Source organism: Alkalibacillus aidingensis (genome assembly GCF_014595945.1).
In the GTDB taxonomy this organism is placed as follows: Bacteria; Bacillota; Bacilli; order Bacillales; family Alkalibacillaceae; genus Alkalibacillus; species Alkalibacillus aidingensis.
Window position 1 is genome coordinate 1 of sequence record NZ_JABXWU010000002.1, and the last position, 15,268, is coordinate 15,268.

General features: G+C 37.2%; 14 protein-coding genes, 1 riboswitch and 1 other annotated feature. Of the genes, 3 read left to right on the plus strand and 11 right to left on the minus strand.

The window, feature by feature from the left end; genetic code table 11:
- Positions 1-247: 247 nt before the first annotated feature.
- The 8 genes from HWQ49_RS05145 to HWQ49_RS05180 form a co-directional block, all read right to left on the minus strand.
- Positions 248-559, minus strand: coding sequence for a rhodanese-like domain-containing protein (locus tag HWQ49_RS05145; protein ID WP_188206539.1), 312 nt, complete (start codon positions 557-559; stop codon positions 248-250).
- Between the two features lie 153 nt (positions 560-712).
- Complete coding sequence (gene leuS, locus HWQ49_RS05150) at positions 713-3,127, minus strand: leucine--tRNA ligase (protein WP_188206540.1); 2,415 nt, start codon at positions 3,125-3,127, stop codon at positions 713-715.
- Positions 3,128-3,320: 193 nt separating this feature from the next.
- Positions 3,321-3,536 (minus strand) — a binding site (T-box leader).
- Positions 3,537-3,652: 116 nt separating this feature from the next.
- Positions 3,653-3,982, minus strand: a complete 330-nt coding sequence (locus HWQ49_RS05155) for an STAS domain-containing protein (protein WP_188206541.1) — start codon at positions 3,980-3,982, stop codon at positions 3,653-3,655.
- Between the two features lie 11 nt (positions 3,983-3,993).
- Positions 3,994-6,060, minus strand: coding sequence for a flagellar assembly protein A (locus HWQ49_RS05160; RefSeq protein ID WP_188206542.1), 2,067 nt, complete (start codon positions 6,058-6,060; stop codon positions 3,994-3,996).
- A gap of 10 nt (positions 6,061-6,070) precedes the next feature.
- Positions 6,071-6,907: a PP2C family protein-serine/threonine phosphatase gene (locus tag HWQ49_RS05165; protein WP_317450912.1), complete on the minus strand. Its 837-nt coding sequence runs from the start codon at positions 6,905-6,907 to the stop codon at positions 6,071-6,073.
- Positions 6,904-7,230 (minus strand): STAS domain-containing protein, encoded by a 327-nt coding sequence (locus tag HWQ49_RS05170; RefSeq protein WP_188206543.1) that lies wholly within the window; start codon positions 7,228-7,230, stop codon positions 6,904-6,906. Before HWQ49_RS05170 ends, HWQ49_RS05165 begins: the two co-directional genes overlap by 4 nt.
- A complete protein-coding gene (locus tag HWQ49_RS05175; protein WP_188206544.1) occupies positions 7,214-7,975 on the minus strand; it encodes a hypothetical protein in 762 nt (253 codons plus the stop codon). The genes HWQ49_RS05170 and HWQ49_RS05175 overlap by 17 nt, the downstream gene beginning before the upstream one ends.
- Positions 7,976-7,993: 18 nt before the next feature.
- Positions 7,994-8,890, minus strand: a complete 897-nt coding sequence (locus HWQ49_RS05180; protein ID WP_188206545.1) for an ATP-binding protein — start codon at positions 8,888-8,890, stop codon at positions 7,994-7,996.
- 297 nt (positions 8,891-9,187) lie between these two features.
- Between HWQ49_RS05180 and HWQ49_RS05185 the strand changes: the two genes are divergently transcribed.
- A complete protein-coding gene (locus tag HWQ49_RS05185) occupies positions 9,188-10,150 on the plus strand; it encodes a TIGR01212 family radical SAM protein (protein ID WP_188206926.1) in 963 nt (320 codons plus the stop codon).
- Between the two features lies 1 nt (position 10,151).
- Positions 10,152-10,715 (plus strand): class I SAM-dependent methyltransferase, encoded by a 564-nt coding sequence (locus tag HWQ49_RS05190; RefSeq protein ID WP_188206546.1) that lies wholly within the window; start codon positions 10,152-10,154, stop codon positions 10,713-10,715.
- A gap of 203 nt (positions 10,716-10,918) precedes the next feature.
- Here the strand turns inward: HWQ49_RS05190 and HWQ49_RS05195 are convergent, their stop codons facing one another.
- On the minus strand, positions 10,919-11,974 hold the full coding sequence (locus tag HWQ49_RS05195; RefSeq protein ID WP_188206547.1) for a tetraprenyl-beta-curcumene synthase family protein: 1,056 nt from the start codon (positions 11,972-11,974) through the stop codon (positions 10,919-10,921).
- An 18-nt stretch (positions 11,975-11,992) separates the two neighbouring features.
- A complete protein-coding gene (locus HWQ49_RS05200; RefSeq protein WP_188206548.1) occupies positions 11,993-12,781 on the minus strand; it encodes an alpha/beta hydrolase in 789 nt (262 codons plus the stop codon).
- A gap of 151 nt (positions 12,782-12,932) precedes the next feature.
- On the opposite strand from HWQ49_RS05200, the gene HWQ49_RS05205 reads away from it, so the two are divergent.
- Positions 12,933-13,454 (plus strand): gamma carbonic anhydrase, encoded by a 522-nt coding sequence (locus HWQ49_RS05205; RefSeq protein ID WP_188206549.1) that lies wholly within the window; start codon positions 12,933-12,935, stop codon positions 13,452-13,454.
- 94 nt (positions 13,455-13,548) lie between these two features.
- Here HWQ49_RS05205 and metK read toward each other — a convergent pair whose 3' ends face one another.
- On the minus strand, positions 13,549-14,751 hold the full coding sequence (gene metK, locus HWQ49_RS05210; RefSeq protein ID WP_188206550.1) for a methionine adenosyltransferase: 1,203 nt from the start codon (positions 14,749-14,751) through the stop codon (positions 13,549-13,551).
- A gap of 244 nt (positions 14,752-14,995) precedes the next feature.
- Positions 14,996-15,102: riboswitch (SAM riboswitch) on the minus strand.
- Between the last annotated feature and the right edge of the window lie 166 nt (positions 15,103-15,268).

The following is a 15,268-nucleotide window of genomic DNA, read 5'->3' on the forward strand; positions in this document are numbered from 1 at the left end:
AAAGTTTGTCGCCTCAAAAAAGCGACCTCTTAAATATAACAAGTTTCGACATGAATGTCAATAACTTTTTTGTTTCGTTTTTTAATTAAACAAAACTAAATTCTTTTGCAAGATTGCTAAAAAATTGTAACTTAATTCAACACGAATGTCAATTTTTTAACTAATAAATATTCAGCGTCGCGCAAAAGCGTTTTTTGCGCAACGTTGAATATCATACCGTGTTTAAAATCAAAAGTCAATAACTTATTTAAAATTCTTTTTCTCCAGTCCAGTCTAGCATTCCACCTTTTAAATTATAGGTGTTATACCCTTGTTCATTTAAAAATAAACAAGCATTATGACTTCTTCGACCAGACCTGCATACCATCACGTAGTCTTGATCTTTTGGTAATTCATCTAAACGTTCAGGTAAGGTTTGTAACGCGATATGTTTTGCACCAGGAATAATCCCCGTTGCAACTTCCTCATCTTCGCGAACATCTACTATAACATATTTTTGTTCTGATTCAAGGTCTTTTTCTAATTCCTCAGGTAAGATCTCTTTCACTTCATCAGACATAACATGCAACTCCTTCACCTTGGTTTTTATAATTAAGCTCTGCTATTTAATGATTCGTTTCCAATGGACAGTTTCTGAAGACCTGGACGGTCAAATGTCGATGTTGGTCACAGGAACAGACTAATCATAACCTATATTTCCACATCAAACGTTTTAATTAGCTACTATATTAACTAACTTCCCAGGTACAGCTATAACTTTTCTAATGGTCTTTCCTTCAATCCACTCTTTAATGATTTCATTTTCAAGTGCAATGGTTTCTAATTCTTCCTTACTTGCTTCTTTAGGGACTTGTGCTTTAGCGCGAACTTTCCCCATCACCTGTAGAACAACCTCTACTGTATCTTCTTCTAATTTAGACTCATCATATGTTGGCCATGATTCATACGTAATACTTTCTTCATAACCAAGGATTGACCAAAGTTCTTCTCCTAGATGTGGAGCTATTGGTGCTAATAGCTTAACAAAGCCTTCTGCATAGTTACGTGGAACAGTATCTGTCTTATAGCACTCATTAACAAATACCATCATTTGTGATATAGCCGTATTAAAACGTAGGTCTTCAAAGTATTCAGTTACCTTTTTAACTGTTTCATGATAGACCTTATCTAAATCCTGGTTTTGATTATTAGTAATCGCATCGGATAAGCTTCCATCATCTTGGACAAATAGTCGCCACACACGATCTAGGAAACGTCGTGCACCATCAAGTCCGTTGGTACTCCACGCTACCGAAGCTTCAAGAGGTCCCATGAACATTTCATATAGCCTTAATGTGTCTGCTCCGTGTGTATTAACAATATCGTCTGGATTTACGACATTCCCTTTAGACTTACTCATCTTTTCATTACCTTCGCCAAGAATCATACCTTGGTTAAATAGCTTTTGAAACGGCTCTTTAGTTGGGACAACTCCTAGGTCATACAATACTTTGTGCCAGAACCTTGCATAAAGTAGGTGAAGTACAGCATGTTCAGCTCCACCAATATAGATATCAACGGGTAGCCACTTTTTAAGTTTTTCAGGATCTGCAAGTGCTTCATCGTTATCTGGGTCAATGTAACGCAGGTAATACCAACAGCTTCCGGCCCACTGTGGCATCGTATTAGTTTCAATACGCCCTTTCTTACCTGTTTCAGGGTCAGTGACCTCAACCCATTCTTTAATATTAGCTAATGGTGATTCCCCAGTGCCAGATGGTTTGATCTCATCAGTCTTAGGTAGTTCAAGTGGTAGATCTACTTCATTAATTGCTGACATCGTACCATCTTCCCAATGAATAATTGGAATCGGTTCACCCCAATAGCGTTGGCGACTGAATAACCAATCACGTAGACGATATGTCGTTTTACGTGTTCCTCGCCCTTGTTCTTCTAACCAATCAATAGCTTTAGTAATGGCTTCTTCTTTCTGAAGACCATTTAAGAAATCCGAGTTTACGTGTTCACCATCTTCAGTATATGCTTCTTCTTCAATGTTACCACCGGCTACGACCTCAACAATTGGCAAGTCAAATTGCTGAGCAAATTCATAGTCACGCTCATCATGTGCTGGAACTGCCATAATCGCTCCTGTACCATATGACATTAGAACATAATCAGCAATCCAGATTGGCATTTTCGCCTCACTTACAGGGTTAATAGCATATGCTCCTGTAAATACGCCTGTTTTCTCCTTTGCTAAGTCAGTTCTTTCAAGGTCACTTTTCTTCTGAACCTCTTCAATATACTGATTAACTGCTTCTTGTTGTTCTGTAGTAACAATTTGTTGTACCAATGGATGTTCAGGTGATAGCACAGCATAAGTAGCTCCAAAGATCGTATCTGGCCTAGTCGTGAACGCTTTGAAGTTCTTATCTGTTCCATCAATGTCAAAAGTGATTTCTGCACCTTCTGATTTTCCAATCCAATTGCGTTGCATGTCTTTTAGGCTTTCAGGCCAATCTAACTCTTCAAGATCCTCAAGAAGCCGATCTGCATATTCGGTAATCTTAAGGATCCATTGTCTCATCGGCTTACGGATAACAGGATGACCACCGCGTTCGCTTTTTCCATCAATCACTTCCTCATTAGCAAGGACTGTTCCTAGCGCTGGGCACCAGTTAACTGGAACTTCATCAATGTATGCAAGACCTTTTTCATAAAGTTTAATAAAAATCCATTGTGTCCACTTATAATAATTCGGATCTGTTGTATTAATTTCACGATCCCAATCATATGAGAAACCTAGCGATTTAATCTGACGCTTGAAGATTTCGATATTTTGTTGAGTAAACTCTGCTGGATCATTACCTGTATCAATTGCATACTGTTCAGCAGGAAGCCCAAATGCATCCCAGCCCATTGGGTGTAACACTTCATACCCTTGCATACGTTTCGTACGTGACAGGATATCTGTTGCGGTATAACCTTCCGGGTGACCGACATGAAGTCCTGCTCCTGAAGGATACGGAAACATATCTAACGCATAAAACTTAGGTTTCTCGGATTCCGTATTGGTTTTAAATGTTTTATTGTCTTCCCAGTACTTTTGCCATTTGGCCTCGATCTGTCGATGGTTAAATGCCATCTTTCATTTCCTCCTTTATTAACTCTTTCTATATGAAAGTCGGCTGTTCACAAGATTACACGCGAAAGCCTGGATTTCAAAAAATTACACTCTGTTAAAGTCCGTTGTTGTTATGGTGCTTCGCTTTCGGTGGACGCTTTCCGCGCACTGAACTTTAAAAGAGCCAAAAAATTAAAAAACTCCCGCCCCAAAAGATTGGGACGAGAGTTTTAACCCGTGGTACCACCCAAATTAGTACACTCATACATGTACTCACTCGAGTTCCTTAACGCGGAGAACGATGTGTACTACTAATAAGTTCATACACATAACTAAAAGGCGAGTTCAGAAGTGGCAAAAGTAACTTACACCAACCGTTACCTCTCTGGATTTGCCAGTTTTCCTACTACTCCTTTATCATTGTTAATTTTTTATTGTTTATTTCACTTTTTATTCAGTAACATTTTCATTGTGTTAGTCATTTTCAATGTTAAAATTTAGTTTAATCAAAGCGTTTTCTTTTGTCAAGTCACAACAGCCCAATAATTACGAAACCGTGCCTTGCTCGACTTCGATTCCTAAAATTTCGCCAACCTGCATTAAAGAAAACAACTCATAAACCTCTGATCGAACATTCTCTAATTTGACCTTGGTCTCCAAAGCTTTCAACTCTTCAACAAAGTGAATTAGCAAGCCAACACCTGTCGAATCAACAAAAGGAACCTCAGATAGATCTAGTTTAACACCATGTATATTAACGACTTCTTTGACTTTAGGAATTAACTCTTCTTCAAATAACTCAGTAGCTTCTAGGTCAAGGTCACCAATAAAGCTAATCTGAATCAAATCTTGTTGATGGTCAATATGAAATTTCATTATCTGCCCCCCTAGTTAAGAACGATTTCCCCATCTAAGACAATCGCGCGCACCCATCTATAGTCTTGATGAAGCTGTCTACGAAGGTTTCCGATTTGTAGAATTGTGTCTTGCCATGCGTAGTCAATCTTTATTTCTTGATTAAATGGCACGGACACCAATGTGGCTTGTCCACTTTTAGAGCCAGTCTCCTCAATATAAATATTCGACTGAGCAAAAGCCTCACCACCGATTAGTGCTCCTTTTATCGTTATAGAACCACCTGAGTAAAATTCAGTATGATAACTCCCATTCCTAATTACTTCTATATCACCTGAACAATAAATTTTACTATTCATAGCATATGGAATAATAATTTTAGAATTAGGTTCCGGTGGCATATGACTAATTGCACGTAATTGTTCAATCAGGTCTCTTAAGTTATTTAAGTCTCTAGGTTCTGAGAACGTGTCGGATGATACAAACTGGACAATCTCCTTCAAGTAATTGGCAAGTGTTAACCACTCATCTTCAAGAAGCTCCTTGTTCTCCTCAACCTTATCTACATAATTCTTCATTAATGGCTTTGCGCCTTTAAATTTTTTCTCGAGTAATATGTTAAGTAGTGGTAATATACCTTTTTGATCAAAGTCTGAACTCTTAAAGGCTCGAGCTCGAATGATTTGTTGAATAGCATGAATGATCTTATGAATATACTCAGATAGTTCCTCTAAAATACGCCCTAAATTTGAAATAAGCAAATTACTTCTACCTGCTGTTAACTCGGAATTAATTACATTCTGACTTATATAAATCCCATTTCCGGACTTAATATCTGCATGATCAACCCTTCCTGCAATCTTCACATTACCAATAGCGTCTACCTTCATCTCTTCTTCAACATTGCCGTGAACTTCTACATCACCAGTAAATGTGATGTTACCAGTCTCGATATTGACATCACCTGGATGAGTTAATGTTGGGAGAATCTGTATTTTGTAGAGTGAACCTCTTGTTTGAATCTGTGGCTTTCCTGATTCAGCTGCGACAATTTGGTCATCAATCACCTCTACACCTTTACCTGCTTTAATATTAGCTGGAAAACTTTTAGCAGGTGGAATTAATTCACCTAATACGGTTTTACCTGGCTTTCCAGGAATAGGTTCGACGATTGTGCCTAAAACTTCTCCTTGATCTACAGAAGGGATATAAGCAGTCTCACGAAAATCAACCGTTCCATCTTCATTAATTTTCGGTTTGCCTTTTTGACTAACAATATCAATATTAAAGTCGACCTTTCCGTTCTCACCAGGTTGTGGCTTTGTTCCTTCAGCAATAACTATTCGTTCTTCCTTTAATGTCTGACAGGCTTGGCGAATGTTCGCATGGTTAATTCCATGAACAACCTTTAACTGATCTAGTTTACTAATTAATGCGTTTGGTTCTAGGTGGTTTTGTATCGTTTCTGTCGGACTACCGTGGATTTCTAAAAAACGTTCTGCCTCTTGATCGACTAAGTGATATTCTTTTACTTTCTCCGGTGTAATATGGCAGACCACGGACAGATAATCATCATCAAAAGTTACATTCCATTCCATAGAATGAGTTTCCTTATCTAACTCGTATGTAAGTTCATCCTTTTCAGTAAAGATGGTTGATGTTAAAAATTGTTCACCATTCTTAAATAGTTTAACCCCAACTCCTGGCTTAATTGTTGCATAATGTTGATCACCTTCTAGTATGGTCACCTTCCCGTCTCTAATGACAATCAAATGATCATCTGGCTCCATTAAAGGATGATCGTGATTCACACTCACTTCTTCTGAATCATTAACTGACCAATCAACTACAGCCTCATCTATTAGGCTTTCGTAATCAGTAGAGGTAGGTGGTGAATCATTAGTCAAAATAGAATCCTTCTTTTCACTAACGGTTAACTTGACTTTAGCATCCTTTCCACCAACTAGTAGAATACCTTTTTTGCCGTTATCTAAAATCTCTATATCAACTTCTTCAATTGTCTTACTCAAGATATTTAACCCATTCTGGATGGCTTCATCGACATCTTTTCCTCTAGAAATTAATGTTTGGCTAATCATAATCACCTCCTCAGGTATTCATTGGGGAGTTAAACCCTTTTAAAGAGGCATTCTCAGCATCATTTTGTAAGATTACCATCGTGATATCATCTTTTTGTGGTTGGTTTTTCGTAAAGCCGAAAATATGATCAACGACGGCTTCCTCTAATTCATCGGCCGAGGAATGATAATTATTTAACAAGGTTTCTTTTAATCGGTCAAGTTTATAAAATTCACCGTGTTCGTTCTGAGCTTCAATAATACCATCTGTATAAAAGAATAAAACATCTGAATGTTCAATCTTAAAACTCTTCTCGGGATAGATTTGATCAGGTAACCCCCCGAGCATTACACCTTCAACGCTTTCAATCGGGTTAACTCGACCATTTTGAACATGCAAAGGTAACACGTGACCTGCATTAGCGTAGGTTAGGGTATTTTCCTCAGCATCCCAATCACAGCAGAAAATAGTGACAAACGATCTCAATTTTTTTAGGTCTTCATATATAGCATTGTTCATAGCAGTTAACGTTTCACCCGGTCCACTAGTACTCTCAGCAGCCGACCGAAATGCGCCCCTTGTCAATATCATCAACATGGCTGCAGGAATTCCTTTTCCCATGACATCTCCAATTACAATTCTGATTTTACCATTAGGTAGCTTATAAAAATCGTAATAGTCTCCCCCAATTAAACGAGCAGGGATTGATGAGCCTGTCAGACGTCCATTGTCTATCTCCAAATTACAACTATTTAATAACTGCATCTGAATGTTTCTAGCTAAACGGATCTCTCTTTGTAATGAGCGTTGATCTTCATCTATTTTAGTATCGGTAGAATAATAGGATTTGCTATAGTCACGGCTCACGTACGACACCTCTCTACTTGTAAACTTTCCATTATTTTAAACATCCCGAGCGTATTAAAAATTTCCTCTATTTCTAAGTTCATATTGTTGATGCTTAATTTAAATGATTGTTCTTGTGAAGCGAATATGATATCCATTATACCTCCAATACCTGTCGAATCGATAAATTCAAGATTTTTCAGATCAATCTCTAACTTATCAATTGATTCCATTTGTTGAAAAGCTTGGTCAAAAGCTGACCTAGTCGAGATATCTAAAATACCCTCAATAATGAGTTCAAAGTGAGTCGAATTGTGCTCAATTTGTTTAATCTTTAGGCTCATGGGCCATTACCTCCTGATGGTCTGGTCTTTGGTTAAAACTATCCATTTGTTCGATCATCTTCTCAGCCACATCTGATAACTCAGTTGCTTGTTGTTCAATCGTCTCTACTAAATCAGATAAGGTTAAGGTGATCGTCGTCACTTCTTCTTGCTTTTCATTAGCAAGTTCTTTTACTTTTTTTAGTTTGTATTCGATTAATTTCGTATCACCTGTTGCCTGAAACTGTAAATGAGATTCAAACGAAGCTAAAAAATCTTCGAATAACTCAAGGTCTCTACGTGTATTTTCAGTTAGTTCAATAGATACATCATAAAGTTGTTGCACGGTCTTTTCGGCATCTTCATTCATCAAAAAAGAAAGCCTTTGAACTTGATTCACATAATCATAAAACTCATTTGAACTGTTTTGAAGGTTACGTGCAAGTTGATTTATTTCTTTAATCACTTTATCAAAATAATCATTTGATCCGTATAACCGATGACTAAAAATCCCTTGATTCAATGCCTCTAATTGACCAGCAATGTTGTCCAACTGGTTAATTGAAGATTTCCAGCCATTATGAAATTTAGATAATAGCACGATAGCCACAATTATTCCGAGGACTAGAGCTAGGTTTATAATAACCATGAATTCAGTGTTACTCGAAAAAATGATTGGTTGCAGTAATAGGGTTAAGCTAACTAACCCTAACAAAATCAGGATCATGGTATAATTTTTTTGAAAACGCTTTGCTTTAGAATTCATCGACTCACCCATAACTTTTTATAATTTCATCACTAAAACCATTGAAGATCCATTTAAATCAGTATATAGCCTAATTTGATCTACTATTTTTAACATTAAAGTGAACCCCTGTCCTAATGATTGTTTAGAGGAATATCCAGATAACAGCACTAAATTTGGTAAATCTCTGATTGGGAAGCCATTTCCGTTATCTTTAATGATCACACGAACTTCCTGCTCTTCTTTAATAACCATCATACTTCCGGAATGTGCATGTTTGATCACATTAGTAACAGCTTCAGATACGACCAATAACCAGCTTTTCAATTTAGTAGTTGACACACCTAATTGCTCAAACGTATTCATCATTTTTTGCCTGCAGATAGGGATATCGTGTCTTTCCAAGATGGTATGACCAGTTAGTATAGAGCCATTATAATTTTCATCAAGTTTATAGCGATCGATTAATAAGAACTTTTCCTGTGAGGAAGCATACATAGCATCACGATAGATTTCCCATTCTTTTTGGCTAATAGCTGGTGCTTTGGGCTTACTAAGGTTAATAAGCCTCTCAATATCCTGCTGATGTTTTTGATATACATTTGTTATCGCTCTTTTCATCTGCTCAGAAGCGTCTAATTGATCGATTTCTTGACTAATATCTTGCTCATTTTCACACCACTCAAGAAGTTTAAATGTATAGTGAAAAAACAAACCATCATTTTTAGAGAATTGCTCAGTTGATGATATAGCCGTGTAAAACAAAACGTGCGATGCATCTGTTGAAAGATTCATTTCTTCTCCCATTTCTTTTGCCAGAAACCCGACTAATGCTTTATGCAACAGCTCAAATAACTTGGCGTTTGAATCTATTTCAACCAATTGTTGTTTTGAACTACTGTTAGTTTTCTTAAGTTTATTTAAAATGGATTTCATTCACCCAATCACCATCTTTCGGTAAACACCTTTTACTGTTTTAATGAAAAATTTAACATAAGCTCATTTTTACTTTTTATATCGGAATATCTAATCAAATATGAATACGACTATTAGACTATGTTTATATTATCTCATAAATCTTATCAAAAACTAGAAGGAATTGTTTTTTTCTTCCTGGAGCTTTTGTATTCTTTATCCCCCATCGCTTAAGTGTCATTATTTACCCTCATACAATTATTTCATTCTATAAGCCGATCATGATAAAATTGATTAATCGCTAATGAAGAAGGAGTTATTAAATTGGAAAATCCATTCCCTTATTCGTTCGATCACAAACGTTATCACTCATGGAATTATCATTTGAAAAGTACATTTGGTCATAAAGTCTTTAAAGTTGCCCTAGATGGTGGCTTTGATTGTCCCAATCGTGACGGTACGGTAGCTTATGGGGGATGTACTTTCTGCTCAGCAGCTGGTAGTGGTGATTTTGCTGGTGACCGAACAGAGGATATCGAAGTACAATTTCATAAAATAAAAGATAAAATGCACGATAAATGGAAAAACGGAAAGTATATGGCTTATTTCCAAGCGTTCACCAATACTCATGCACCGGTTAGTGAGTTACGTGCAAAGTTTGAAAAAGTTTTAAAACAAGATGGGGTTGTCGGCTTATCCATTGCAACTCGCCCCGATTGTTTACCGGATGATGTCGTTGAGTATCTAGCAGAGTTAAATGAACGAACTTACCTTTGGGTGGAATTAGGCTTACAAACGGCACACGATCAAACAAGTCAACTAATTAATAGAGCTCATGATTTAGATTGCTATTATGAAGGAGTTCGTAAGTTAAGGGCACACAATATTCGCGTTTGTTCCCATATTATTAATGGATTACCTGAAGAAGATTACGACATGATGCTAGAAACAGCCAAGGTTGTTTCGGCAATGGACGTTCAAGGAATTAAAATCCACCTGCTTCACCTGTTAAAAAACACACCCATGATTAAACAATACGAGAAAGGAATGGTGAAGTTTCTTACACGCGATGAATATGTTCAACTAGTCGTCGATCAATTAGAAATTTTACCAGCAGAGATGATTGTCCACCGAATTACTGGGGATGGTCCAATTGAATTAATGGTAGGACCGATGTGGAGTATGGATAAATTTGATGTCTTAAATGCGATCGATGCAGAGTTTAAACGACGGTTTAGTTGGCAAGGGAAATACTATCAACCAGTAGGAGTGACGAACTAACATGAAACAAATCATCCCATTCGCTCATCAATTGTTAAAAGATTCTATCCAACCTGGTGATACGGTAGTTGATGCAACTTTAGGAAATGGCCATGACAGTCTTTTCCTAAGCTCGTTAGTTGCAGAACATGGACAAGTGTTCTCATTTGATATCCAAGAGAATGCGCTAAATCAGGCAAAAAAACTTCTAGAGCAACATAACATCAATCAAGTAGAAATGATTCATAGAGGACACGAACATGTTTATGAAGAGCTAAGTGATCGTAACATTGGAGGTGTTGGTGGTGCAATCTTTAACTTAGGTTATTTACCGGGAAGCGACCATACGATTACCACCACAGCTGACACGACGATACCAGCGATCAATGGTCTTCTAAGGTTATTAAAACCCGAACGATACATCATATTAGTTATTTACCCGGGACATAAAACAGGAGCTGAAGAAAAAGTTGAACTACTAAACTACCTTAAGACTTTACCAGCAAATGAAGTCGACGTGGCAAGGTATCAAATGGTCAACAGAAGTGACAAAGCCCCGTTTGTGATGGCAATCTATAAAAAATAATATTTTAGTGAGAAGAAAAGGCAGAACTCATCTAATGACTATGATCGTAAAAAGATTACGATCATATAACTTAAAAATGACCTGCCCCCAAGCAGCAATTTTTTAGAACTCTAATAAAAGGAGCTGACATATTATATTTTTTAAAGAAATGTGGTGAGCTCCTCATTTATCACTTAATCCCCTTTTGCTGTATGATCTTTAAATCATGATCCTTTAAACTTTCGATAAGCTTTACCGTTCCAGTAAATAACCTTCGCGCGCCAACCCGCACGATTTAAGATTTGAGAAAAACTCCGTTTAGAAGACTTTAACTGTTTCACTTTTGGATCTGATAAATATAAACCGACTAATCCATCGACAATGAGCTGATGGAAGCGATGGTTAGGTAAATTCTCCAGTTCATATTTAGCCCTGGTAATAAAATTTGAAATTCTATTGGTTTTTTCCTGTTCATCTTGATAATATGAACAAAAATTTAAGTCGCCTTCAACTTGATCTTCATACTGATCAATAAAGTAATCAAGTAAAATATGTAACCCCTGTAATGCTGGAAAAAAAGCTTTCCAAACTTCCTCCCCCCGATGTTGATTAGCTAATCCGTATGAGATAAGGCAAAACACACCAAGGGTCGATCCAGTGGCAGCAGAAAATTCATACCACCTTAGTTGATCATCCTCATTCTCCTTATTAAACCATTCAGTTAATCTCGGTACACGTTCACTTACGGTCACATGCTTATGGACTTGCAAGTCTGCATACAAAGAAGCTAATCGATAGACATAAGGGTAAATTTGCTCATAACCTTCAATTTGTTGAACAATACCCTGACACTCACGGACTAAACTTTTTAAATAATCAGCATCATCCTGTTCCATTCGATATTGATAGTAATTAATATCACTTCCGATTTTATCAAGGGAAATGGCATCTAATAAGGACTGATGAAGCTGTCTAAAGTCTTTAGGATCTAAAGATGTACTACGATCACATAAATTATCAAGGTAATCACTAATGGATTGATAAGCAACCACAAACGAAATCGCCTCACGCCACCTTTCTTTCGCTAAGGTTGCATAAATCGCACCTCCTTCACAATGAAACGTTTTATCTTTAATACTAGCAAGTGCTTGTTTTTTTAATTCATCATTAGGAATTTGGTTCGCATGATCAATCCAATTTGTTAATTCCTTATTAACGGTTGGAAATATGTAGCGATAACTAACTGACAGTACTTGTGACAATGTACTAGGAATCTTCATATAATTTGTATTGCCCTCCTACTTCAATTCGTTTAATCGGCGTTCTATAAAGGCTAATGCATAATCTAGTACCTCTTTGCGCTCCGGCTCATTAAATACTTCATGATATAATCCTTGCCATATTTTAAGTTCTTGATCACCAATTTTTAATTGATTGAACCAATTTTCTACATTTACTACAGGAACTAATAGATCTTCGCCAGCTTGTAAGATCAAAGTCGGAATATCAGGGTACTGTCCGACCTTATTAAAAGCAATCGAAATCGCTTTTTCAAACTCGTGGTACCATCTAACAGATACTTTTTTTAAATATAATGGGTCTGAAGAATCACGAGTATAAAATGCTTTATTTCTAGTTGCCATTTCCGATTGAATATTGGAATTAAGCAGCATTGATGGAGTTAATATATTTAACAGCTTTGAAAGATAGTACAGGGGTTTACCAGGACGGTTGGAAATACCTAAAGCAGGAGATGATAAAATGACACCTTGGATTGGTGGATTTTTCTCTTGAAGTAGTCTAATTGCAGTTAGCCCTCCCATACTGTGGCCTATTAGGAAAACAGGAAGATGATACATCATTGCTTGATCTATCCACTGACTAACCACTTCAATATACTGATCAAACGCCTGGATAACCCCTTTTTTTCCTTCAGATTGCCCTTGTCCAGGTAAATCACCGTAAACAACGTGGTAACCTCGTTCACTTAGTTGGGCTGATAACCAATCATAACGACCAGCATGTTCAAAAGCACCATGAACTAAGACGATAACAGCATTTGGAGACCCACTTTCTTTAATCAGCATTCATTACTCCTCCTATTAAACCATCTGAATAATCTGTTATAATAATATTACCATAATATACAAACAGGGAGTGAAGATAATACTCTTTGTAATTCTATGAACTTTTTCGTAAACTATATTGATGATCATTAAGAAACTAAGGAGGCCAACTATGCTACTCCCTTATAAAGGACAGTATCCACAAATTGACGAAACCGCGTACATATCTGAAGATGTAGTGATTTCTGGGGACGTAACAATCGGGGCAAGAAGCAGCATTTGGTTTAAGACGGTTATCCGTGGTGATGTTTCACCGACTAAAATAGGTAACGACGTTAATATTCAAGATCAAAGCATGCTCCACCAAAGTCCTAACCAACCACTCATCATTGAAGATGGTGTAACTGCCGGTCACCAAGTTATGTTACACTCATGTACTATTCGAAAAAACGCACTTATCGGTATGGGGTCAACTATATTAGATGGCGCTGAAATTGGTGAAAATGCATTTATAGGAGCTGGGACTTTAGTTCCTCCAGGCAAAAAAATTCCCCCTAACACCCTGGTATTTGGTAGACCAGCAAAAGTGATAAGGGATATTAATGAAGAGGATCTTAAAGAGATGGATCGGATTCGCCAAAGTTATGTTGATAAAGGTCAAGTCTATAAGCACGAGCAACAAAATAGAAAGTAACATTTGGTAGATAGCTTACTATATAAGATCTTTATACTCATTAATCTAAAAAGCGTGTTTGATCAGTGCAGATCAAACACGCTTTTTCAAACCATTAGAGTTGGTTAATATATTCTTTCAACTGTTCAATTCGATCAGTTCTTTCCCAAGTGAAGTCTTCATCAGTACGGCCAAAATGACCATATGATGCGGTTTTCTTAAAGATTGGTCGTCTCAAATCTAACATGTTGATGATGCCAGCAGGTCGTAAGTCAAAAGTTTCCCGTACAGCTTCAACTAAACGGTCTTCCGATACAACTCCTGTTCCAAATGTGTTAACAGAAATTGATACAGGTTGAGCAACACCGATCGCATATGCAAGTTGGACTTCACATTTATCAGCTAAACCTGCTGCAACAATGTTTTTAGCAACATACCTAGCAGCATAAGCAGCTGAACGGTCCACTTTTGTTGCATCCTTACCACTAAATGCACCTCCACCGTGACGTGCATAGCCACCGTAGGTATCAACTATAATTTTACGTCCAGTCAGACCAGCATCACCTTGTGGCCCTCCGATCACAAAGCGACCTGTCGGGTTAATGAAAAATTTAGTTTGATCATTGATTAACTCAGATGGAACAACTGGGCGAATCACCTTTTCCATTAAATCGGATTTTATCTGCTCTAAGTCGATTTCTGGATGATGCTGAGTAGAAATGACAATCGTATCTACACGTTCAGGATGACCTTCATCGTCATACTCAATCGTAACTTGTGTCTTCCCATCAGGGCGAAGATATGGCACGACTTCTGATTTACGAACGTCAGCTAACCGTTTGGATAACTTATGAGATAAAGAGATTGGCAGGGGCATTAGTTCTTCGGTTTCATTAGAAGCAAAACCGAACATCAGCCCTTGGTCACCTGCCCCAATAGCCTCAATTTCATCATCAGACATTTGTCCTTCACGCTTTTCATAAGCTTCATCCACGCCTTGTGCAATGTCCGGTGATTGTTCGTCAATCGATGTAAGGACTGCGCAAGTTTCATAATCAAAACCATACTTTGCTCTTGTATAACCGATTTCTTTAACCGTGCTCCTTATAATAGCTGGAATATCAACGTAAGTCGTCGTTGATATTTCACCAGATACTAGCACTAGTCCTGTAGTAATAGTTGTTTCACAAGCTACACGAGCATTTGGATCTCGTGTTAAAATTTCGTCTAAAATAGCATCTGAGATTTGGTCACACATTTTATCAGGATGACCTTCTGTTACTGACTCAGAAGTGAATAGGCGACGTTGATTCGTCATATCATTTATCCTCCCCAACATATTGATCAAACGGATCTTAATCTCATATCCTAGTGAAAAGCCTTTCACTGACAATGTATAAAAATTATTAACGATTTATTTTGATGCGTGATTATAGTTTAATCAAGTTCATCATGGTCAAACGTTTATCTTTCTTCTATAATTAAATGGATTAGAGCGTTATGTTCCTAAATAAAAAACCTTTCCCCATCATAGACAAGGGAAAGGTGATTTTAGCCTTTCACTCTTATCGTCCAAGGATTGCCTTGCATCAGGATAGCACCTGTCACTAATGTGTGATGGTTGCCGAGCTTCATAGGGCCTGTTCCCTCCACTTGCTCTGGATAAGAGAAATACCGTTTCTGCATAATAATAACGCGAAGCACAAAACGTGTCAACTCATGTCTATATGTGCATTTTGTGAATTTTTTATAAATAGTATGGTTTATTAAAATTAATGTGTTATACTATTAACCAAATCGTACTAATAAGAATAACAATACATACAAATGTAAAG